Origin of the sequence: Aeromonas sp., from assembly GCF_050252055.1 — a bacterium.
GTDB classification, from domain to species: domain Bacteria; phylum Pseudomonadota; class Gammaproteobacteria; order Enterobacterales; family Aeromonadaceae; genus Aeromonas; species Aeromonas caviae.
The window spans coordinates 408,269-430,881 of sequence record NZ_JBFWLQ010000003.1; the positions used below are offsets into that span (position 1 = coordinate 408,269).

19 protein-coding genes and 1 pseudogene are annotated in these 22,613 nt (G+C 61.9%); 5 read left to right on the plus strand and 15 right to left on the minus strand.

Translation table 11 applies throughout. The features are described 5' to 3' along the window. The first annotated feature begins 2 nt into the window (after positions 1-2). Positions 3-1,418 (plus strand): FAD-dependent oxidoreductase, encoded by a 1,416-nt coding sequence (locus tag AB7E19_RS07860; RefSeq protein ID WP_039040371.1) that lies wholly within the window; start codon positions 3-5, stop codon positions 1,416-1,418. An 86-nt stretch (positions 1,419-1,504) separates the two neighbouring features. Here AB7E19_RS07860 and AB7E19_RS07865 read toward each other — a convergent pair whose 3' ends face one another. The 5 genes from AB7E19_RS07865 to AB7E19_RS07885 form a co-directional block, all read right to left on the minus strand. Further along, positions 1,505-2,266 carry an amino acid ABC transporter ATP-binding protein gene (locus tag AB7E19_RS07865; protein WP_042864046.1) on the minus strand — a complete coding sequence of 254 codons (762 nt, stop codon included), beginning with the start codon at positions 2,264-2,266 and terminating at the stop codon, positions 1,505-1,507. Beyond that, a complete protein-coding gene (locus tag AB7E19_RS07870; protein WP_174217478.1) occupies positions 2,263-2,919 on the minus strand; it encodes an amino acid ABC transporter permease in 657 nt (218 codons plus the stop codon). Before AB7E19_RS07870 ends, AB7E19_RS07865 begins: the two co-directional genes overlap by 4 nt. A gap of 57 nt (positions 2,920-2,976) precedes the next feature. Continuing rightward, positions 2,977-3,750 (minus strand): amino acid ABC transporter substrate-binding protein, encoded by a 774-nt coding sequence (locus tag AB7E19_RS07875; RefSeq protein WP_042879441.1) that lies wholly within the window; start codon positions 3,748-3,750, stop codon positions 2,977-2,979. Positions 3,751-4,190: 440 nt separating this feature from the next. Continuing rightward, on the minus strand, positions 4,191-4,376 hold the full coding sequence (locus tag AB7E19_RS07880) for a hypothetical protein (RefSeq protein WP_427934886.1): 186 nt from the start codon (positions 4,374-4,376) through the stop codon (positions 4,191-4,193). Positions 4,377-4,438: 62 nt separating this feature from the next. Next, entirely contained in the window at positions 4,439-5,017 is a 579-nt protein-coding gene (locus AB7E19_RS07885; RefSeq protein WP_427934888.1) for an O-methyltransferase, read from the minus strand. Between the two features lie 127 nt (positions 5,018-5,144). On the opposite strand from AB7E19_RS07885, the pseudogene AB7E19_RS07890 reads away from it, so the two are divergent. Beyond that, positions 5,145-5,273 (plus strand): annotated as a pseudogene (locus AB7E19_RS07890) (questin oxidase family protein); the annotation flags it as partial. Here AB7E19_RS07890 and AB7E19_RS07895 read toward each other — a convergent pair. The 5 genes from AB7E19_RS07895 to AB7E19_RS07915 form a co-directional block, all read right to left on the minus strand. Next, on the minus strand, positions 5,270-5,701 hold the full coding sequence (locus tag AB7E19_RS07895; protein ID WP_041213092.1) for a hypothetical protein: 432 nt from the start codon (positions 5,699-5,701) through the stop codon (positions 5,270-5,272). The pseudogene AB7E19_RS07890 and the gene AB7E19_RS07895 sit on opposite strands and share 4 nt — an antisense overlap. Positions 5,702-5,745: 44 nt before the next feature. Beyond that, entirely contained in the window at positions 5,746-6,786 is a 1,041-nt protein-coding gene (locus tag AB7E19_RS07900) for a M35 family metallo-endopeptidase (RefSeq protein WP_045524288.1), read from the minus strand. 254 nt (positions 6,787-7,040) lie between these two features. Next, positions 7,041-7,676: a DUF2913 family protein gene (locus tag AB7E19_RS07905; RefSeq protein ID WP_128271676.1), complete on the minus strand. Its 636-nt coding sequence runs from the start codon at positions 7,674-7,676 to the stop codon at positions 7,041-7,043. 114 nt (positions 7,677-7,790) lie between these two features. After that, entirely contained in the window at positions 7,791-9,086 is a 1,296-nt protein-coding gene (locus AB7E19_RS07910) for a DEAD/DEAH box helicase (protein ID WP_180344881.1), read from the minus strand. A gap of 245 nt (positions 9,087-9,331) precedes the next feature. Then, positions 9,332-9,982 (minus strand): DedA family protein, encoded by a 651-nt coding sequence (locus tag AB7E19_RS07915; RefSeq protein ID WP_010675180.1) that lies wholly within the window; start codon positions 9,980-9,982, stop codon positions 9,332-9,334. Between the two features lie 331 nt (positions 9,983-10,313). Between AB7E19_RS07915 and AB7E19_RS07920 the strand changes: the two genes are divergently transcribed. From AB7E19_RS07920 to AB7E19_RS07930, 3 genes are all read left to right on the plus strand, one after another. Continuing rightward, positions 10,314-11,282 (plus strand): hypothetical protein, encoded by a 969-nt coding sequence (locus AB7E19_RS07920; RefSeq protein ID WP_322131557.1) that lies wholly within the window; start codon positions 10,314-10,316, stop codon positions 11,280-11,282. 217 nt (positions 11,283-11,499) lie between these two features. Continuing rightward, positions 11,500-12,132 (plus strand): phospholipase D family protein, encoded by a 633-nt coding sequence (locus AB7E19_RS07925; protein WP_214003780.1) that lies wholly within the window; start codon positions 11,500-11,502, stop codon positions 12,130-12,132. A gap of 25 nt (positions 12,133-12,157) precedes the next feature. Next, positions 12,158-13,009, plus strand: coding sequence for an NERD domain-containing protein (locus AB7E19_RS07930; RefSeq protein WP_427934893.1), 852 nt, complete (start codon positions 12,158-12,160; stop codon positions 13,007-13,009). Positions 13,010-13,078: 69 nt separating this feature from the next. Here the strand turns inward: AB7E19_RS07930 and AB7E19_RS07935 are convergent, their stop codons facing one another. The 5 genes from AB7E19_RS07935 to carA form a co-directional block, all read right to left on the minus strand. Continuing rightward, positions 13,079-14,242: a DUF1615 domain-containing protein gene (locus tag AB7E19_RS07935; protein ID WP_322131559.1), complete on the minus strand. Its 1,164-nt coding sequence runs from the start codon at positions 14,240-14,242 to the stop codon at positions 13,079-13,081. A 145-nt stretch (positions 14,243-14,387) separates the two neighbouring features. Then, the gene (locus tag AB7E19_RS07940; RefSeq protein ID WP_322131560.1) at positions 14,388-15,293 is read right to left on the minus strand and encodes a GGDEF domain-containing protein; all 906 of its coding nucleotides are present in this window, start codon (positions 15,291-15,293) and stop codon (positions 14,388-14,390) included. Positions 15,294-15,536: 243 nt separating this feature from the next. Next, positions 15,537-17,195: a 2-isopropylmalate synthase gene (gene leuA, locus AB7E19_RS07945; RefSeq protein ID WP_319886183.1), complete on the minus strand. Its 1,659-nt coding sequence runs from the start codon at positions 17,193-17,195 to the stop codon at positions 15,537-15,539. 503 nt (positions 17,196-17,698) lie between these two features. After that, complete coding sequence (gene carB, locus AB7E19_RS07950; protein WP_103242930.1) at positions 17,699-20,923, minus strand: carbamoyl-phosphate synthase large subunit; 3,225 nt, start codon at positions 20,921-20,923, stop codon at positions 17,699-17,701. 16 nt (positions 20,924-20,939) lie between these two features. Beyond that, complete coding sequence (carA, locus tag AB7E19_RS07955) at positions 20,940-22,076, minus strand: glutamine-hydrolyzing carbamoyl-phosphate synthase small subunit (protein ID WP_010675189.1); 1,137 nt, start codon at positions 22,074-22,076, stop codon at positions 20,940-20,942. Positions 22,077-22,613: the final 537 nt, after the last annotated feature.

Here is a 22,613-nt window from a genome sequence, read left to right on the forward strand (position 1 = left end):
CTATGAGCCAGAACGTATTCCAGTTTATCGATGTCCAGCGGGTCGACCCGCCCAAGAAGCCGCTCAAGATCCGCAAGATCCAGTTCGTGGAGATCTACGAGCCCTTCAACCAGGCCCAGGTCGGCATGCAGGCGGATCGCTGCCTCGACTGCGGCAACCCCTATTGCGAGTGGAAGTGCCCGGTACACAACTACATCCCCAACTGGCTGAAGCTGGCCAACGAGGGACGCATCCTGGAGGCGGTGGAGCTCTCCCACCAGACCAACAGCCTGCCGGAGGTGTGTGGCCGCGTTTGCCCACAAGACAGACTGTGTGAGGGTGCCTGCACCCTCAACGACAGATTCGGCGCCGTGACCATCGGCAACATCGAAAAATACATCACCGACAAGGCGTTCGAGATGGGCTGGCGCCCGGATCTCTCCAAGGTGGTCAAGACCGGCAAGCGGGTCGCCGTCATTGGCGCGGGCCCAGCTGGCCTTGCCTGTGCCGACGTGCTGGCACGCAATGGCGTCACCCCTGTGGTGTTCGACAAGTACCCGGAGATCGGCGGCCTGCTCACCTTCGGTATCCCCTCCTTCAAGCTGGAGAAAGAGGTGATGCAACGCCGCCGCGAGATCTTCGAGGGGATGGGGGTGGAGTTTCGCCTCGAGACCGAAGTGGGCCGTGACGTCACCTTCGCCGACCTGCTCGGTGAGTTCGATGCGGTCTTCCTCGGGGTCGGCACCTACAAGTACATGAAGGGCGGCTTTGCCAACGAAGAGGCGCCGGGGGTCTACGACGCCCTGCCCTACCTCATCTCCAACGCCAATCGCTTGCTGGGCTTTGAAAAGGCGCAAGCCGATTACATCGACTTCGCCGGCAAGCAGGTAGTGGTGCTGGGGGGCGGCGACACCGCCATGGACTGCGTGCGCACCGCCATCCGCCAGGGGGCCGATCGGGTGATCTGTGCCTACCGCCGGGATGCCGAGAACATGCCGGGCTCCAAGCGGGAGGTGAAAAACGCCCAGGAGGAAGGGGTGGAATTCATGTTCAACCTGCAACCTGTCGGGGTCGAACTGGACGCTCACGGCCGCACCTGCGGCATCAAGGTGGTGAGCACAGAACTCGGCGCCCCCGATGCCAATGGCCGCCGCAATCCTGTGGTCATTGAAGGCTCCGAGCAGGTGCTGCCCGCCGATGCGGTGGTGATGGCGTTCGGCTTCCAGCCCAACCCCCAGCCCTGGATGGCAGAGCACGGCGTCGAGCTCGACGGCCGGGATCGCATCAAGGCGCCCGAGAAGGCCGAGTACGCCTTCCAGACCAGCAACCCCAAGGTGTTCGCCGGTGGTGACGCGGTGCGCGGCTCGGATCTGGTGGTGACCGCCATCTATGAGGGTCGCAAGGCGGCCGAAGGGATCATGGACTACCTGGCCGTGTGATCTGCCGCCATAACCAAGCAGCCATGCAAACAGCCCCGCTCGTGCGGGGCTGTTTTTTTATCTCGCTCTCAATCCGCCAGAACCGGCTAGATGCTCCAGCTCTCCGGCAGCCGTTCGGTGAGGGTGGAGATGTATTCGAAGGTACGTGCCCGCTTTGGGGTGGTGAACATCTGGCGCGCACTGCCCGCCTCCACCACCTCCCCGGCCTCCAGGAAGATCACCTGCTGCGCAATCTGGGCTGCAAGGCGCAAGTCATGGGTGGCGATCAGCATGGTGGTCCCCTCACTGGCCAGCTGGCGCAGCACGGTCACCACCTCCTGGGCAAGCTCGGGATCCAGCGCCGAGGTAGGCTCGTCACAGAGCAACACCTTGGGGGATGGCGCCAGCGCCCGGGCAATGGCGACCCGCTGCTGCTGACCGCCGGAGAGGGTGGCAGGCACCGCCTCGGCCTTGTGCCTGAGCCCCACCTTGTCGAGCAGTTGCAGGGCGCGCGCCACTGCCCTCTCCCTGGGCCACTTCAACACGGTCACCAACCCTTCCATCACGTTCTCCAGCACCGTCATGTGCGGGAACAGCTGGAAATTCTGGAACACCATGCCGGTCTGCTGGCGCAGGGCCAACACGCTTTGCCGTGACAGATGCCGGGTAAAGTCGAGCTCGCTGCCCCCCAGCACCAACTGGCCTGCATCGGGTCGCTCCAGCAGGTTCACACAGCGCAGCAAGGTACTCTTGCCGCTGCCGGAGGGACCGATCAGGGCGGTGACGCTGCCCGCGGCCATCGCCAGCCCCACCCCTTTCAACACGCGCTGCCCCGCAAACTGTTTCTCGATGCCACTCAAGCGGATCATAGGGCGACCTCCCGGGTCTCTTTGTGAGCCAGTCGCTGCTCCAGCCTGTCTTGCAGGGTGGAGAGTACCGAGCTGAACATCAGGTAGATGAGGGCCGTCTCGATATAGAGGATGAGCGGCTCATAGGTGACGGAGGCGAGCCGCTGGGCCGCCTGAAACAGCTCGGGCACGGTCACCGCCGCCGCCAGCGACGTGTCTTTGACCAGGGAGATGAAGGTGTTGGAGAGCGGTGGCACCGCGATACGCGCCGCCTGCGGCAGGATCACCCGCCACATGACCTGGGGCCAGTTCATGCCGATGGAGTAGGCCGCCTCCCACTGCCCCTTGGGGATGGCCGCCAGGGTGGCACGAATGATCTCCGAGCTGTAGGCACCGATGTTGAGGGTGAAACCGATGACGGCGGCGGTGAAGGCGTCCAGCACGATGCCGGCGCTCGGCAGACCGTAAAAGATCAGAAACAGCTGCACCAGCAGGGGCGTGCCCCGAATAAGCCAGACATAGAAGCGGACCAGCATCACCAGCGGAGCCGGACCATATAATCTGGCCAGCGCCACCGACAAGCCGAGCACGATTCCCAGCACGAAGGTAATCAGAGTGAGTGGCACGGTAAAAATAAGCCCCGCACTGAGCAGGGGCCAAAAAGAGTCGATCATTAACTGCAACCAGGCCGGCACGTTAATATCCTCAGTAGTTATTATGTTGCCACGATATTATTGCGAGACGTCGGTGCCGAAATATTTCTGCGATATTTTCTGATATGCCCCATCCTGCTTAGCATTGCGCAGCGCCTGATTGATGGCAGCCAGCAACTCGGGTTGCCCCTTGGCGAGCAGGGCGGCAGATTGATCCCCCTTGGCCTCGCTGGCCGCCACCTTCAATTTGGCATCCGGCTTCTGTTTCTTGAAGTCGAGGAAGGAGAGGCTGTCGTTGATGGTGGCATCCACCCGCCCGGTCAGCACCAGTTCGAGTGACTGGTTGAATCCCTCGGTGGCCACCACCTCGGCGCCCGATGATTTCGCCAGCTGGGCGAAGTTGCTGGTCAGGGACTGGGAGGATTTCTTGCCCTTCAGATCGGCAAAGCTCTTGATGCTTTGGTTGTCGCTGTGCACCACGATCACCGCCTTGGAGGTGATGTAGGGGTCTGAAAAATCATATTTTTTCAACCGTTCAGGGGTGATGGCCACTTCGTTGAGCACCAGGTCGTAGCGCTTGGCGTCCACCCCGGCGATGAGCCCGTCCCACTTGCCCTCGACGAACTGCGGCTTCACGCCCAGACCGCTTGCAATCAGCTCGCCTATCTCCACGTCAAAGCCCACCAGCTTGCCGCTCTTGTCGTGGTAGGTGAAGGGAGGATAGGTCCCTTCGGTGCCGATCTTGATCACTCCGGCCCGCTGGATCTCGGCCAGGCTTGACTGTGCCTGTACCGATGTCATCAGTGCCAGCGGAAGTGCCGCCATTAAAAACAGGGAGTGCCGTTTTTTCATTATTCACCTCGTTATATTTATGAACATCCAGAGCGCTTGCCAACCACCACAAAATAAAACCAGCCGGTTATCATGTTTAATTTAAATTAATTATCGGTAGAGATAACCTTCATAGTGCTTGCTGGCGGTATGGATGAAACATAACGTGGCTCATGGCATGACCCAACCATGAAATACGGGGATATTTAGCGAAATAATGGATAACGAAAAAAATAATGGCCGGGCTGGCCGAGGAATCGCCCCGCTGGCGGCGCTCCGTCAGCGGAAACCATATCAGGCGGGTTGCAGCTCCCGCGGGATGGCAGTGGCCCAGTCACGACACAGCGTATCAATCGGGCCAAAATTCGGTCTGATGGCAAATGGGATTGCCACGCACCACGTGGAAGGTAAAGGCGCGATGGCGCGCACCTTGACGTCACCGTCAGTGATCACCCCTTCGGTCACCACCTCCCGCCCTGCTCCAGCAGGCGGACGATGTCGACATTCCAGGGCCCGGTCGCCGGGTAGCGCCGATGGATCTCGACGAAGTTGACCCGCCCCGCGCGCCGCTCCCCCAACGTTGGCCAGTCACAGAGGAAGTCATCGCTCAGCCACCTGGGGGCCCTGACGAAACCGTTGCTCTGCATGGCCTGCCTGTGGTCTGCACCACGGTTTTTGGTTCCATGGTCCTGTTTTCCATCCAGCCCTCCTACAACCGCACCACCAGCCACTCCCCCTTGCCCACCGGCACCAGGGAAGTCAGGAAATCGGGGTCACGCCGCACCTGTGCCATCCACTCCCTCATCTCGTCCTCATGGGAGATGGCATTGTCCACCACCAGCAGGCCACGAGGGGCAAGCAGGCGCTGGATCTCGGGCCACCAGGCCTGGTAGTGGCGGCGCTCGGAGTCGAGGAAGATGAGCTGATAGCCCGCCGTCGGCAGGCAGGGCAACAGGCTGCCGGCCTCCCCCACCAACTGCTCAATCCAGGGAGTGAGCCCGGCCCGCTCAAAGTTGGTCGCCGCCATGGTCCGTTTGCCCTCGTCCAGCTCGATGGTGGTGACCCGGCCCCCCAGCCGTTTCACTGCCTCGGCCAGCCAGAGGGTGGAGTAACCGTTGGAGGTGCCGATCTCCAGCACAGCCTGCGCCCCCCTCGTCTGCACCAGCACCGCCAGCAGTTCGCCGGTGTCGCGGGTAATGTTGAGCATCTTGCTGCCACGGGAGTGTTGCGCGCCGTCATTCTGCTCGCCAAAGCGCTCCAGCTCCCGTTTCAGTTGTTCCAGTGCCATGTCTCCTCCTTGACGGTGTAAACGAGTCGGCCCGGTGCATGGCATAGCTGGACCGCCCCTCATGTTCATCATTTTGCTATCGACCCACTCGGTGGCCCATCCCCTGCGTCATCCGGATAAAGACAACACCCTGGATGACCATGTGATCACGCTGGTGCACTGCTGCTGGCGGGAAAGCCAATCGTCACCCGGTCTGGCGGTGGCCCCCCGCGCCGTCGGGCTACTGGATACCAAGGGCAAGCCGCAGATCGCCTAGGGGGCCACCCGGGTAAAGTCGATGGCGGGGCAGCTGGGCGCCACGCCCTTGGTGAGCGTCAGGGGCTGGGCACGATAGCTGAGCCGGTAGCGGCCCGGTTGGGACAGATCGTAGGCCTGCGCCAGATCCGCATCGGCCTGGCTCTGCTCCCCCGCCCCCAGGTGCAGGAAGTCGCCGTCCCCGGGGGTACCTCGCTTGGCAAGCGGCCCTCGATAGTCCAGCGGCTGCCCATCGCGGGTCAGGTCGATGGCATCGGCAAACCACCCCTCGAAGGGGGTGAACCAGGTCAATACCTCGAGGGGCGTCTCCCCCCGGTTGGTCAGGGTCATCACCAGGGGCAGGGGTTCGTTCACCCCGCTCTCTGCGCTGACCGACAGCTCGCACTGCAAGGGCGCCAGTGCCAGGGTGGTAAGCAAGAGTGTCATCATGGTGCCTCCGTCAAAAAAGGGGCCATCCGGCCCCTGTTTGCAACTCAATTTTCGCTCGGGGTATTCTCGGCGAAATATTCATGGTTGTCGGCATTGTTCAGGGCCTTCTGGGGATCCGTGCTCGCCAGATTGCGCGCATTGGCCTGACCGTATCCCAGATCGTCGGTACCCGCCACCACGTTGAAGTGGCTCAGCTCGTGGACAATGGTGCCAGCGCGGGAATCGGTCCCGGTGACCGGCGCTGTCCAGAAGCTCTTGCACAGATAGACCTTGTAGGGCTGGTCCGGATAGACATAGGCAAAGTAACTCTGCTTGCAACCGCAGTCGAAGGTGAGCGGCTTGTTGTCGATGGCATCCTTGATCTTGCTGAAGTTGGTCTCGGCCTGGTTCCAGCGGGTGGCGTCATAGGCGCCAAACCAGCTGCGGTAGCGCTGCCCATTCGGCTTGTCCACCGCGAGGTAGCTGCTGGAGTTGTTGGCGATGCCACTCGCGGCATCGAGCGCCGCCAGGATGTCGCTCTTCTGGGTGTTGGTGCAACGGCCGCTGAAGCTGACCGAGGCGCTCACCGCCTGGGGCTCGGCCACCGCAGCCTTGGCCAGCACCCGATCGTCGCTCACCCCGTCCACCCAGAGGGTCACGGCATTGGACTCGCTCGCCTGGGCCTGTTTGGCCTTGGCCGCTTTCCCCTCCTGCGCCACGGTCGGCAGCAGGTAACGGATGCTGTACTGGCCCTGGGCGCTCATGTCGTAGAGACCGGAGACCTCCGCCTGCACTGTCAGGCTCTGGCCCGCCTTGAGCAGTTGGTAGTCCTTGTCACTCGGGGCGGCCCGCTTGATCAGGGCCCCTTCGTAATCCACCGGCTGGCCGTCACGCTCCACCTGGAACAGGGGAGCATCCTCGCTGCCCGGCAGTTGCCATTTGAGCAGACGAACCGGCTTCTCCCCGGTGTTGGTCAAGGTCAGGTTGACGCGCACATCGTCTGTGCTGCCCTCCACCAGGGTGAGCCGGGCATCGAGTCCGGCGGCGCAGAGCGGGGACGCCAGCACGCTGGCCAGCAACAGGGCAATTGGAGTCGCTTTCATCATGTTTCCTCATTCATTGAGTGTCGCCTTGTCAGGCGGTCTGCTTCCTTTAAGGCCCTCTTTGGGGCCCATCCACCCTAGAGCAGAAGCACCACCCCACCATCCCTCCATATGGGGGACGCCCCCCATCAGAGGGGGAGCCTCTTGGCTGCGACAAAGATTGCCCGCCCGGCCCTGGGCGTGCAGGCAACCCCGTGTGGCGTATTTGCCATAAAAAAACCCGGCGCAGGGCCGGGTGACGGGATGAGAAGGCGGGGTCAGGAGGCCAGCAGCGCCAGGGCCGGCTGCGCGTTGCCCGGCATCAGCCGATAGGCCTTGTGGTGCTTGACCAGGGTGGTTTTCTTGTTGCCCTGGCTCAGCAGCAGGCCCCGGGCAAATGCCGCCTCGGCCAGTACCTGCTCGTCCCCGCGCACATAGAGGGTGAGGGGCTTGACCAGTTCACCCCCCTCGATATGGCCCTGATACTCGCTGGCCGAGATGACCAGGCTGGATTGCCCCTGGCTCAGCAGCCGCTGCCGGGTGTGCAGTTCGCTGTCGGTGAACACCAGCCAGCCCGCCCCCTCCAGCGCCAAGAGCAGATCGGCCAGGCGCGCCCCCAGCTGTACCGGCTCATGCATGGCACGCTCATACTGGCGCTGCACCCGCTCAAGCAGCCCCTTGAGATCGGCCCCCGCCCCCAGCGTCCGCCCCAGTTGCACCCAGGTCTTGAGATCCTCCATCACCAGCCGGGAGAAGCGTTTCTCCTTGAGAGAATCCGCCATCCAGGTACAGAGAAAGTGGCTCTCCTGGGCGGGGGTGCGTTTGCCCGTCTTCTGGGCGGCGGTGCGCTCCAGCTCCGCCAGGCTCTGGCGGGCCATCTCGAGCAGGGCCTGATTGTAAGCAGGAAGGGTCATCTCGGATCCTCTGAAACGGGGCGGCCAGGGGCCGCGTCATCGACAGCACAAAGGCGCCAGTGGCGCCTTTGGAGAGTAAACGCCCCTCCCCGACCGGGAGGGTGCGACATTGCCTTATTTCGGCTGACGGGGCTTCTTGGCCGCCGCCAGACGCTTGAGGCGCTGACCTTGCAGTTTCGCCTCGGCCATGGCCTGGGCGGCGGCATTGTCTTCACGCTGCGGGCGTTTGCCGAAGCGGCGGCGCTCCTGCAACTGCTTGATGAGGTCGTCACGGCTGCTCACCTCGTAACCCGGCACCATGATGCGGCGGATCTTCTGGCCGATGAGGGCCTCGATTTCCAGCAGGGTGCGCTCCTCCTCGCGACTGACGAAGGAGATGGCCATGCCGCTCTTGCCAGCGCGACCGGTTCGGCCGATACGGTGCACGTAATCTTCCGCGAGGAACGGCAGATCATAGTTGACCACGTATTCTAGGCTCGGAATGTCCAGGCCGCGGGCGGCCACCTCGGTGGCCACCAGCACCCGCAGCTTGCCTTCGGTGAATTCACGCAAGGCGCGGCGACGGCTCCCCTGGGCCTTGTCACCGTGCACCACGGCAGACTTGATGCCGTCGAGGTTGAGCTCCTCCACCAGTTCATCGCAGCTCTCGCGGGTGCTGGCAAACACCAGCACCTGCTGCCAGTTCTGCTTGCCGATAAGCTCGGAGAGCAGCTCGCGCTTGCGCTTCTGTTCCACCGGATAGACGGTGTGGCTCACGGTGTCGGCAGTGGAGTTCTGCTTGTCGACGGCCACCACCTGGGGTTTGTCCAGCATGAGGTTGGCCAGCTTTTTCACCGCCTCGGAGAAGGTGGCGGAGAAGAGCAGGTTCTGGCGGGTCTTGTTGACCGCCTGCAGGATCTGCTGCACATCGGCGCTAAAGCCCATGTCGAGGATGCGATCCGCCTCGTCCAGCACCAGGGTCTCGACCCCGGAGAGGCTCAGGTTGCAGGCGGTGAGGTGCTCGAGCAGACGGCCAGGGGTGGCCACTATGATGTGTGCGCCCGCTTTGAGCTTCTTGGCCTGCACATCCTGTTTGCCACCACCCACGATGGTGAGGGTGGAGATCCCCAGATACTTGGCGAAATCGTTGATATTGCTCGCCACCTGGGCTGCCAGCTCGCGGGTCGGGGTCAGGATCAGCACGCGGGCATTGGAAGGCTGCACCGGCGCCGGGTTGTCTACCAGGCGTTGCAGGATGGGCAACGCAAAGGCGGCGGTCTTGCCGGTACCGGTCTGGGCACTGGCCAGCACATCGCGGCCACGGCGAATGGCCGGGATGGCCTGGCTCTGCACAGGGGTCATCTCCTGATAACCGCAATCTGAGATGGCGCGCAAAATCTCGGGGGCAAAATCGAACGATTCAAATCTCATGTTGGGTTCCTGTGTTCCAGCGGAGCTGTAGTTGGCGTGGGTGGCCTGGGCCGGCGTGTGGCCTGGCATCGTCGAGGCGTGGAGCCAAGGACGGCTGGGTCTGACATCAGATCAGAAGATGAGCCGGAAAATGGCGGGCGCGAAGTGTAACAGATAGGCGACAGGAATGCCGCCTCAAATGGCCTGTATTTTTCCGGCGGCTGCGCTCTCCAGATGCGGCAGCAGGCGCGGCCCGGGCAGTGAGATCAGCGCACCCGCTTGCTCGGACGCTTGAGCAGCCGCATACCGATGGCCGCCACCGCGATGACGAACAGCCCGAAAGAGGTGACGAGCAGGCACTTGGTCAGCAGCTCCTGATGATGGGCAAAGACCGGGGTCGCCATCACCATCTTGCCCACCATGCTCAGTACCAGGGACCAGAGGAAGGCGCTGGCAAAACTCGCCACGGCCACCCGCAGCAGGTGCAGGCGGGAGACTCCCATCAACATGGGGGTCAACACTCTCACAAAGGGGATGAAACGGGACACGAACATGGCCCAGAAGCCGTAACGATCCAGCAGTCGGGAGGCCCTGGGCAGGCTCCCTTCCGGGATCATTCGCTCCACATGGCCCATGAAACGGGTGCCATGCAGTGCCTGCCCCTGCCAGTAGGCGAGCACGCTCCCTATCCCGGCCGCGAGCGGCAGATAGAGCAAGGTCACCTCGGGCCCCAGCACCCCCATGCCCACCAGACCGCCCGCCAGCAGCACTAGGCTGTCACCGGGCAGGGGCAGAAAGACGAAGCTCGATTCAAGGAAGAGGATCACCACCAGACAGGTGACGAGCAGACCGATTGCCTGCATTTGTATAAGCTGATCAAAATCCTGATGCCATATGGCAAGCAGCATGTCCTGCATCTGGTGTGACTCCCATCAACGTAATGCGCATTCGTCATGATGACCCGAAGGCCCCGTCTGGTAATCCATCCCTGCTACCACCCCAATGTTCGTATGGGAGGCCTCTTATACACCCGGGGAACTGAACAATAAATTAATGTCTGTGATTTCTGCCCAGCGGCTCACCCTTCTCGCCCCCCCTGCCCCCGCCAAAGCAAGGGCAGCTTGGCCCATCAGGCCAATGCGCACGCCCCAAAACAGGACGGGTCGGCCCTTGCCAGGCTGCCAAGCCAGATGAAACCCGTTACAGTGTGAACATGCCCCGATGGACGGGGTACTCATGGAGCCAGGTATGGCAAGACAGCTCTCTTCTCACACACTTTCCTTGCTGGCGGTTATTGCCGGCGTCTCTGCCGGTCTTGTGACAAAGGCCCGTGCCAGCGACGAGAGCCTGGTTCAACAGCGCGCCAACGCCGTCGTCTCCCTGATGAGCTACGCCGTGGTGCCGGATATCACCGCCAGCAATCTGAATATCGGCAGCGGCACCAACGACACCTCCGCCCTCACCATCACCCAGCTCGGGGGTGGCGCCACCCTGAGCGAGGATGTTCCCCTCTATCTGGAGGGCACCCTGGGCTACAGCCGCTACGATCCCCAGTTCGTGTTCACCGATGGCAACGAGACCCGCACCATTCCCACCAAATGGAACAGCCTGAGCGCCACCGGCGGCATCGGCTGGGATGTCGGCGTCCACCGGGATCGCTTTGGTGGCAATCTGGTGCTGCGGCCCATCGCCAATGTCACCCTGGGCACGGTGGCCAGCGACCTTCGCATCGGGGCCGCCCTGCTCGAGCACAGGAGCGACAAGCATCTGGACTTCCTCGACGGCGGCACCCTCAATGTCTACGGCCTCGGCGGCTCATTGATGCTGGACTATGAACTCTTCTCCGCCGCCCAGGACATTGACGCCGAGCTGCGCTACTCCTACCAGCATCTGCAGAGCTTCACCGGCACCGCCGACAGCGTCACCGGCCAGGCCGAGGCGGAGAATCTCGGGCTCTACCTGCGCCGCCGCGCCCCCCTGTGGCACTGGACCCTGCTGGACAGGCCCCTTCGCTACGTGCTGGAAGGGGCCAGAACCGAATACCTGGGGCAGCAACGGGGGCTGCTCGGTTTCAACAGCCTCAACTCCCTGGGACTTGGCCTCGAACTCGACAGCAGCAAGTACGACATCTTCATCACCCGCACCCGGCTGGTGGCCCGCTATATGTTCAGCAACAGTACCAGCGGCTACTCCATCGGACTGGCGATGAGTTTCTAGCGCAGCAAGGCGACATGAACCGTCCCCATCACCAAATCTCTGACTGAACGCACATTTGACTCAATTGCCACTGTCAGGCCCCACCTGTATCTCCTAGCATGGGGATACGGGAAGGCGTTGAAGACGTGAAGCTGAACCACGCCGGGGATTGTGGTCAGGCTGACTGCCTACTGTTGAGCAGAGAACACATGACATTTCCAGGGACAGGGAGCTTGTTATGGCCAAATTTCTGAATACCAGCGCAACCAACTATTTCCTCGAAGAGCTGATAAAGGATGCCAAGGAGCGGTTAATCCTGATCAGCCCCTTTCTCAAACTCAATGACAGGATCAAGGAGCTGCTGACCGACAAGAACCGGCTCAAGATCGATGTGCGGATCGTCTATGGCAAGAGCGAACTCCAACCGGAAGAGATCAGCTGGCTCAAGGAGCTCACCTATATCCGCACCAGCTTTTGCAAAAATCTCCATGCCAAGTGCTACCTCAATGAGGAGATGTGCATTGTCACCAGCCTGAACCTCTACGAATTCAGCCAGGTGAACAACAACGAGATGGGGGTGTTGATCCGGCGGGCGGATGACAGTGAGCTGTACCGCGATGCCTACGATGAAGCCCAGCGCATTATTCGGGTGAGCGAGGAGGTGCGCATCACGTTGGAGCGCGTCGCAAGCGACAGTGACCCGCAGGACAACGTGGCCGCCCATACAGGGCCAGCACCGGTTTGTCCAAAATGCGGCACAACCATGGTACTGAGGACCAGCAAACGGGGAGATACCAAGGGCAACAGCTTCTGGGGCTGCCCCAGCTATCCCAAGTGCCGCAGCATCATCCCCATCGAGACACATCCCTGACCGGGGTCTGTGAAGGCTAAATCACATGGATATCACTGCTGCCATAGCGCCTCTGCTGACTCAGCTCTGGTTTCTCCTGCCACTGCTGTTGATTGCCACCCTGCTCAAAACGGCCTGGTTCAAAGGGATGGTCGGGGAGTGGTTTATCAATCTCTGTATTCGGCTCTTTCTCGACAAGCGGGAATATCGCCTGCTCAAGGACGTGACCCTGCCCACCCCCCAGGGCAGCACCCAGATCGATCACGTGATCGTCTCCCGCTTCGGGCTATTCGTGATTGAGACCAAGAACATGAAGGGCTGGATATTCGGCAACCCGACCCAGAAACGCTGGACCCAGCAGATCTATCGCCGCAGGCACCACTTTCAAAATCCGCTGCATCAGAACCACCTGCACATGATGACCCTCAAATCCCTGCTGGGGCTCTCAGACAACCAGCTTCACTCCATCATCTTCTTTATCGGCGACTGCACCTTCAAGACCCCTATGCCGGACAACGTGATGAACCGTGGGCTCATTCGCTACGTCAAGGGTATAACCACGCCGGTATTGGCCGAGAGCGAGGTCGCTCGCGTTGTCGACACCATTCAACAAGGGCGACTTGCCGCCAACTGGCAGACTCACAGACAGCATGTGGCACAGCTCAAGGCCCGCCACGGGGAAACCCCCACCAAGCCTGCGCCAGCCAGCGTGCCGAGCGCTCACCACCCTGCACCGCCAACGGCCATTTATCCAGCAAACCTCCAGAGCCCCATGTGCCCCAGATGTGGCAACCCCATGGTGCTGCGCACTGCCGGTCGAGGTGACAACAAGGGAAAACCGTTTTGGGGATGCCATGAATTCCCCACATTCAGGGGAACCAGAGCGCTGATGAAGTAGATGGGAAGGCTGAACGACGGAGGCATAAAACAAAGGCGGCCAATTGGCCGCCTTTGTTATTTCTGCAAATCAGCGGATCGTTGCCATCTTCTGCACGCAGCGCTGCTCGCGCTCATCCACCCGCTTGGCAAACCAGGCGGTGGTGAGGTTGCGGGTGATCTTGGGGCTCTTTAGCTGGATACCGGGCAAGATGGCGCGGGGTTGCCGTGTCCCGGCCTGTTTGTCGGCCAAGGCGAAGACCCTGTGGTAGAGATCGCTTTTGGCAAAGTCGTTGCTGTCCCCCAGCTTCAGGCTCTGGTGAATGGCTTGCTTGCTCATGTTGACGCGGCTGGCGATGCTGTGGACCGCGAGTTCGGTCTTGCCGGGCAGATCCGAGTCGTAGCGGATGAGATCCCCGTCCAGGGCCAGGGGCTTGCCACTCACCCGGCTTACCGCCGCCTGGAAGGCCGCATTGCGGCTCGCGTACCAGCCCGCATTGAAGTCGGCGAAGCGATAGAGGGTATCCGGGTAGTCGGCGAGATAGCCGAAGATGTGTTTGGTGCCAAACCAGATGCCGCCCCGACGAGTGAACACCTCGTGGCGAATGGACTCCTTCACGGGATAGGGGTAGCCACGGGCGTTGGCTTCGGCAAAGGCGACGCTCACCTGCATGGGGCCGCCGGTGCGCACCGGGTTGAGGTTGCCAAAGAGCTGCTTGCCCATGGGGACGCTGCCTATCATGTCTTCGAAGATCTCGCTCATCTCCCGCTCGGTGCGAAGCTTGTCGATGCGCTCGGCATAGCTCTTGCCAGTGGGGGATTGGATGGAGAGGGCCGTGCGCACCATGAACTCGGGGATCAGCAGCTTGCCGGCCCGGGCATTGATCTCCTTCCAGGCAATCTTGTTGAGGTTGGGCACCACGGGGTCCGCCTGATAGGTCGCCTCCTGCTCCGCCACCGCCAGCACGCTGCAGACGTTGTGATCGCTCACCGTCAGCCCCTGGGTGGTGAGCGCCGTCACCACGTCATTGGCCCAGCCCGGCTTGTCCACCGCGTTGCGCGGCAGGAAGCGCACGATACGGCTCTTCATGTCGGCCGGTTTTTGCGGCTGCATCGCCTTGGGAATGGGGCGCCCCGCCGGCGTCGCCGGGCTGGTCGTGGCGGGAGGCTCGCTGGCACAACCCGACAGCAGGGCAAGGGAAAGCAGTGACAGCCAGCGCCAATGGGCATCAAACAAGGAGTGAGAGGGGATCATGAAGGCTTCCTGAAGAGCGGGACCTGCCCCTCATCGCGAATGAGAGGGCTCGAATGCATGGAGGCGGACATTGTAGGGAACAAGTCTGACAAGATGAAGGCGGATGAACCTGCTGGCCCGCTGGCTGCGGCATCCCCTGGCGTCATCACGCCAGCTCCACCCGGTTGCGTCCCAGGTGCTTGGCCTGATAGAGGGCGAGATCGGTGCGCTGGAGCAGGGCATCCACCCCCTCCCCGCTCTGGCTGATGCCCAGGGCAAGGCTCACGGTGAATCTTACCCCGTCACCTGAGACCAGCTCTTCGGTCGCGCACCTTATCTGCTCCGCCAGCGTACGGGCCTTGTCGCCCGTCATGCCGGGCAGCCAGATGGCAAACTCCTCTCCCCCAAGGCGTGCCACCACCCCATCCAATGGGCAGAGCTGGCGCAGCAGGGTGCTGAATTCACGCAGTACATTGTCGCCGATGGCGTGGCCATAGCGATCGTTGATCAGCTTGAAGTGATCGAGATCCAGCAGCAGGAGCGGCGTCCCCTCCTCTCCGTGCGCCTCCAGCACGGCGCGAAACGCCCGGCGATTGGAGAGCCCGGTCAGCTCGTCTGACATGGCAAGGGAGGAGAGCCGCATCTGGGTGCCATACATCTGCTGCACCATCAGCAGCACACCCCAGGCCGAGGCCAGCATGCCGATCGTGCGCAGGCTGTCTTCCACCGTGGAGAGCCACCAGGGCTGGAAATAGGCCTCATCCATCAGATCGATGACGCCGGAAACGAGCCAGAGGGTCAGCCCGCCGGTGAGGGAGAGATAGGTTCTCAAGGTGATCTGGGCACACTGCACCACCCAGAACATGAACAGCAGGGTCAGCACGTTGAGCGCTTCGGCCAGAGCCCCGACGGTATAGAGGTTGTGCTCTGCCAGGGGATCAAAGCTGACCCCGGCCAGGATCCCCGTCAGCAGCAGCAGACAGGGCAGGCTCACCAGCGCGAGACGACGGCAGGGAGGAAGCGAGAAGAACCGGGCGGGGTGAACGGATAACCTGAGGGGAGTCTTCATCATGTTTTGGGCTCCAAGCGCGCATGTCTTCTATCCCGAATGGCAGCCGTTGGCTGCCATCGCCAGCGAACCCCGACGGCATTCCTGGTGGCAAATCACTGATATTGTGGGCCGATTTTTCCATAAAAAACAATCCCCTCACCATAGGGGTCAGGGGATTGTTGCAACGGGGACGGCGCGATCTGCCGTGAATCCGGGCGGGCGGCCCTTCCCTGCTCGCCCTCACGGCAAGCGGGCAGTGCCGCCTCAGGCGCTCTGGCGCAGGGCCTGATGCTGGGCGGCGCCGTTGATCACCGCCTGCAGGGAGGCGTTGACCACGTCGCGACCGACGGCAACGCCACACATCCGGGTGCCCTCGACGCTCAGCAGCACATAGGCGGCGGCGCGGGATTCGGTGCCGGCGGTGAGCGCATGCTCGGAGTAATCCAGCACATCGATGTGCATGCCGGTCTGACGCTGCCAGCCGTTGACCAGGGCCGTGATGGCACCCTCCCCTTCACCACACAATTGCAGGGTGCCGTGGGGGGTCTGCAACTCCAGGCGCAGGCTCTCCTGACTGTCATGACCGAGCTGGAAGCGCCCGATGCGATAGCCGTGGGCAGGCTCAAGATAGTGCTGCTCGAACAGGGCGCGGATCTGCTCCGGGCTGATTTCGCTGCTGCTCGCCTCAGCCTCGGCCTGTACCCGGCGGCTGAAGTCGATTTGCAGCCAGCGCGGCAGTTGCAGACCGAGGTCACGCTCCAGCAGATAGGTCACCCCTCCCTTGCCGGACTGGCTGTTGATGCGGATCACCGCCTCGTAGCTGCGACCGAGATCGGCAGGATCGATGGGCAGGTAAGCCACGTCCCAGTAGTGATCCGGTTTTTCTGCCGCGAGAGACTTGCGGATGGCGTCCTGGTGGCTGCCGGAAAACGCCGTGTAGACCAGCTCGCCGGCATAGGGGTGGCGCGGGTGCAGGGCAATCTGGGTGCAGGCCCCCACGGTGGCGACGATGGCATCCATGTCGGACAGGTCCAGCTCGGGGTCAATCCCCTGGCTGTAGAGGTTCATGGCCATGGTGACGATGTCCATGTTGCCGGTGCGCTCCCCGTTGCCGAGCAGGGTGCCCTCGATGCGATCCGCCCCCGCCAGCACCGCCAGCTCGGCGGCGGCCACCCCGCAGCCTCTGTCGTTGTGGGTGTGGATGGAGATGCTCACCTCGGGTCGCGCCTTGAGGTTTCGGCAGAACCACTCCACCTGATCCGCAAACACGTTGGGGGTGCTCACCTCCACCGTGGCGGGGAGGTTCAGGATCATGGGACGGGCAGCGGCACGCCACTCGTCGATGACGGCGTCACACACCTCGACGGCGAACTCCACCTCGGTGCTGCTGAAGCTCTCCGGAGAATACTGGAAACTCCACTCGGTGCCCGGATTGCGGGCCGCATACTCCCGCACCCAGCGCGCCCCCTGCACGGCGATGGCCTTGACCCCGTCCTTGCCTGAGTTGAACACATAGTTGCGCTGGGTCGGGTTGACCGAGTTGTAGACGTGAACGATGGCCCGCTTCGCCCCCTTGAGCGCCTCGAAGGTGCGGGCGATCAGATCTTCGCGCGCCTGCACCAGCACCTGGATGGTGACGTCATCGGGGATGAGGTTGCGCTCGATGAGTTCGCGCACAAAATCGAAGTCGGGCTGGGAGGCCGCCGGGAAGCCCACCTCGATGTGCTTGAAACCGATGTGGGTCATCAGCGCCCACATTTGCAGCTTCTGGGCCACCGTCATGGGCTCGACCAGCGCCTGGTTGCCATCGCGCAGGTCCACGGCGCACCAGAGCGGTGCCCGCTCCAGTACCCGGTTGGGCCACTGGCGATCCGCCAGGTTGATCACGGGGGCACGGCGGTATTTGCGATGATCGAAGCTCATATTCAGATTCCCTTGACGGATGGGCGAGGCGCCGGACGACCGGGCCGACAGGCGGGTGGGGCAAGGAGGGGAAGCGGGTTGGTGCGGTAACACCGTCCCTGACGAGTCGCGCGGCGGTAACCCCGCGACCGGTTTTCCTGCGGCCCCCGTCGGTCACCGGGGCCGGCCACGGCAGCCGGATCGGGCTGCGGGCGCTGATCCTCTCGCACGCCACCTTTCGGTGTGTCGGCGCAGACGACCTTGTTTGTATGAGCACCCAGTATAGGGAGGTCGTGGGGGCGAGAGATTGCGAAGATTGCACCATTTCATGTCAGTTAAGCAATATGGATGCAGTTAATGTCCGATAATGGGGTGAGTATCACCACACCTGATGGATTATTCGCCATCTCACCCATCTTCCTTGAAGGCGTTTCCCCGGGAGTGGCTGGGCGCAGGCAATAAAAAACCCCGCCATTGCTGGCGGGGTTTGCGTGCATCGAGCGGGCAGCGTGCTGCCGGTGCTCTTAGCGGTTGTTCACCCTCTCGTGCAGCTCCTGCACCGAATTGACGTTGGCGGTGGCATCCACGCTGATGGCCATGCAGGTGGCGAAGGCCGCGTGCAGCGTGGTGGTGTAGGCCACCTTGTGCTGCAGGGCGCCGCGGCGCAGCTGCTTGGAGTCCTGGATGGCCTGACGACCCTCGGCGGTGTTGACGATGTAGGTGTACTCGCCATTCTTGATGCGATCCAGAATATGCGGACGACCCTCGTGCACCTTGTTGACCAGACGCGGGTTGATGCTCGCCTCGCCCAAGGTCACGGCGGTGCCGTGGGTGGCGTCGAGGTCATAGCCCAGCTCCAGCAGCTTGGCGGCCAGGTTCACCACCCGCTCCTTATCGCCGTGGCGCACGGACAAGAGGGCGCGACCTTCGCTCGGCACCTGGTGACCGGCACCCAGCTGCGCCTTGGCATAGGCCTCGGCGAAGCTGCTGCCCACCCCCATGACTTCACCGGTGGAGCGCATTTCCGGCCCCAGCAGCGGGTCCACACCCGGGAACTTGGCGAACGGCAGTACCACTTCCTTCACCGAGTAGTAGGGCGGGATGATCTCGGTGGTGAAGCCCTGTTCTTTCAGGCTCTGACCGGCCATGACGCGGGCGGCGATCTTGGCCAGCGGTGCGCCGGTGGCCTTGGAGACGAAGGGCACGGTACGGGCGGCACGGGGGTTCACCTCGATGAGGTAGATCTCGTTGTCTTTCACCGCGAACTGCACGTTCATCAGACCGACTACGCCAAGTTCCAGCGCCAGTTTGCGCACCTGCTCGCGCATCTCGTCCTGAATCGCCTTGGACAGGGTGTAGGGCGGCAGGGAGCAGGCGGAGTCACCGGAGTGAATGCCGGCCTGTTCGATGTGCTCCATGATGCCACCGATGACCACGTCAACGCCGTCGCAGATGGCGTCCACGTCCACCTCGGTGGCGTCGTCCAGGAAGCGGTCCAGCAGCACAGGCGACTCGTTGGAGACGCTCACTGCCTCGGCGAAGTAGCGGCGCAGGTCCTGCTCGTCATAGACGATTTCCATGGCGCGGCCACCCAGCACGTAGGAGGGGCGAACCACCAGCGGGTAGGTGATGCGCGTGGCCAGTTGCACGGCCTGCTCCAGGGCGGTGACGGTGCCGTTTTCCGGCTGCTTGAGCCCCAGGCGCTCGACGGCGGACTGGAAGCGCTCGCGATCTTCCGCGCGGTCGATGGCATCCGGGCTGGTACCAATCACCGGCACGCCGTTCGCTTCCAATGCCCGCGCCAGTTTCAGCGGAGTCTGGCCGCCGTACTGGACGATGACGCCCTTGGGCTGCTCGACCCGCACGATTTCCAGCACGTCTTCCAGGGTCACCGGCTCGAAGTAGAGACGATCCGAGGTGTCGTAGTCGGTGGAGACGGTTTCCGGGTTGCAGTTGACCATGATGGTCTCGTAACCGTCTTCACGCAGGGCCAGGGCCGCATGCACACAGCAGTAGTCGAACTCGATGCCCTGACCGATACGGTTCGGGCCGCCACCGATGACCATGATCTTGTCGCGGTTGGTGGGGTTGGCCTCGCACTCCTCGTCGTAGCTGGAGTACATGTAGGCGGTGTTGGTGGCGAACTCGGCCGCGCAGGTATCGACCCGCTTGTAGACCGGGAAGATGTTGTGGCGGGCACGCAATTTACGCACTTCCCCTTCGGCCACGCCGAGGATTTTGGCCAGACGCGCGTCGGCAAAGCCTTTGCGCTTGAGGGCGCGCAGGAAGTCGGCGTCAAGACCGGCCATGCCGCGCTCTTTCACCTGCTCTTCCAGTTTCACCAGCTCTTCAATCTGCACCAGGAACCAGGGGTCAATCTTGGTCAGCTTGAACACGCCGTCCATGGAGAGGCCGGCGCGGAAGGCGTCGGCGATGTAGAAGATGCGCTCGGCACCGGCATCCTGCAGCTCGTGACGGATGCGGGTCAGGGAATCGGGGGCGTTGAGGTCAACCATGGGGTCGAAGCCGGTCTTGCCGGTCTCGAGGCCACGCAGAGCCTTGTGCAGGGACTCCTGGAAGTTGCGGCCGATGGCCATCACTTCACCCACGGACTTCATCTGGGTGGTCAGACGGTCGTTGGCACCGGCGAACTTCTCGAAGTTGAAGCGCGGCACCTTGGTCACCACGTAGTCGATGGCCGGCTCGAAGGAGGCCGGGGTACGACCACCGGTGATGTCGTTCATCAGCTCGTCCAGGGTGTAACCGATGGCGAGCTTGGCGGCGATCTTGGCGATGGGGAAGCCGGTCGCCTTGGAGGCCAGCGCAGAGGAGCGCGACACCCGCGGGTTCATCTCGATGATGACCATGCGGCCGTCTTTGGGGTTGATGCCGAACTGGACGTTGGAACCGCCGGTCTCGACGCCGATCTCGCGCAGCACCGCCATGGAGGCGTTGCGCATGATCTGGTACTCCTTGTCGGTCAGCGTCTGGGCTGGCGCGACCGTGATGGAGTCACCGGTGTGGATGCCCATGGGGTCGAAGTTTTCGATGGCGCAGACGATGATGCAGTTGTCGTTGCGATCCCGCACCACTTCCATCTCGTACTCTTTCCAGCCGATGAGCGACTCGTCGATGAGCAGCTCCTTGGTCGGGGAGAGATCCAGACCGCGCTCGCAGATCTCCACGAACTCTTCGGTGTTGTAGGCGATGCCGCCGCCCGAGCCACCCATGGTAAAGGAAGGACGGATGATGCAGGGGAAGCCGACCATCTGCTGCACACCCCAGGCCTCTTCCATGTTGTGGGCGATGCCGGCACGGGGGCACTCGAGACCGATGCTGCGCATGGCCTTGTCAAAGCGGGAGCGATCCTCGGCCTTGTCGATGGCGTCGGCGGTGGCGCCGATCATCTCGACACCGAACTCCTTGAGCACGCCATGCTGCTCCAGCGCCAGGGCGCAGTTCAGCGCGGTCTGGCCACCCATGGTGGGCAGGATGGCGTCCGGGCGCTCTTTCTTGATGATCTCGCGCACCACTTCCCAGGTGATGGGCTCGATGTAGGTGGCGTCGGCCATCTCCGGGTCGGTCATGATGGTGGCCGGGTTGGAGTTCACCAGGATGACGCGGTAGCCCTCTTCTTTCAGGGCCTTGCACGCCTGGGCGCCGGAGTAGTCGAATTCGCAGGCCTGACCGATGACGATGGGGCCGGCGCCGAGGATCAGGATGCTCTGTAGGTCGTTACGTTTTGGCATGGCTCTCTTTATCCTCTTAGGCGCGATACTGCTTAATCAATTCAATAAAGTGGTCGAACAGACCGGCACAATCGTGCGGGCCCGGGCTCGCTTCGGGGTGACCCTGGAAGCTGAAGGCCGGACGGTCGGTGCGATGGATGCCCTGGAGCGACCCATCGAACAGGGAGACGTGGGTGGCACGCAGGCACTCGGGCAGGGTCTGCTCGTCCACCGCAAAGCCGTGGTTCTGGGCGGTGATCATCACGGTGTTGTCGTCCAGACTCTTCACCGGGTGGTTGGCACCGTGGTGGCCGAACTTCATCTTGATGGTCTTGGCGCCGGAGGCCAGGCCCAGCAACTGGTGGCCCAGGCAGATACCGAACACCGGGGTGCTGGTATCAAGGAAAGCCTTGATAGCTTCGATGGCGTAATCGCACGGCTCGGGGTCGCCGGGACCGTTGGAGAGGAAGATGCCATCCGGGTTCATCGCCAGTACCTCGGCGGCCGGGGTCTTGGCCGGCACCACGGTCAGGCGGCAGCCACGGTCCACCAGCATGCGCAGGATGTTGCGCTTCACGCCGAAGTCGTAGGCCACCACGTGGTATTTCAGCTCATCAGCCGCCGGGGTGACGTGACCCTTGCCGAGCTGCCAGCTGCCTTCAGTCCAGCTGTAGGATTCGCTCACGGTCACTTCCTTGGCCAGGTCCATCCCCTTCAAACCAGGGAAGGCGCGGGCCTGTTCGAGGGCATGGGCTTCATCGAGCTGCTTGCCGGCCAGGATGCAACCGGCCTGGGCGCCTTTTTCACGCAGGATGCGGGTCAGCTTGCGGGTGTCGATGTCGGCGATGCCAACGATGTTGTGAGACTTGAGGTAATCGGAGAGGGATTGCTGATTGCGGAAGTTGGAGGCCAGTATCGGAAGGTCCCGGATGATGAGGCCCTGAGCATGGACCTGACTGGACTCTTCATCTTCGCTGTTGGTGCCGGTGTTGCCTATATGGGGGTAAGTGAGGGTAACGATCTGACGGGAATAGGAGGGATCTGTGAGGATTTCCTGATAACCCGTCATCGACGTGTTGAAAACCACTTCACCAACGGAACATCCCTCGGCGCCTATCGACACGCCTTTGAACACAGTTCCATCTTCCAGCACTAGCAATGCAGTGTGATTCAAGACAACCTCCAGTTATTTAGCTTTAAATTCAGCAATTTACCTGGGTGTTGCGGGCTCGGTTCCGGTCTTTGACAGGACTCGAACCCGGCAGATTTCTGGCAAATTGGGCGCATTCTACTTAAAAACGATCTCATTTCAACGTCTTTTCTCGTTTGAAATGCATCTAAATTCAATAAACAAGCAACATTACCCATTATCTATGCACTCACTCGCTTTGCAACCCCCTCTTCAAAAAGAAAAGCCAAACACAGACCACAAAGCGGCGCCCGATGCCATGCAACGTACAAAAAACCAAATTTACCACTTAATAAACAGCAAGATAGAAAATTAAAAAATAAACAACACAACATCAAAAACACCATTTGAAGCCAGAAAAGTGAACACCAAGAATAGAAAACGTTTTTCTTGGATTGCATTTTTAGTCTATTTCACATCAAGGCGAAATGCCCCCCGCAGGGGAATATTGAGACCCAAACCCGTTACCCCTTGATGACATTTTTGTCGCAAGAGGGTGGCAGGCTTGTAAGAATGGCAGGA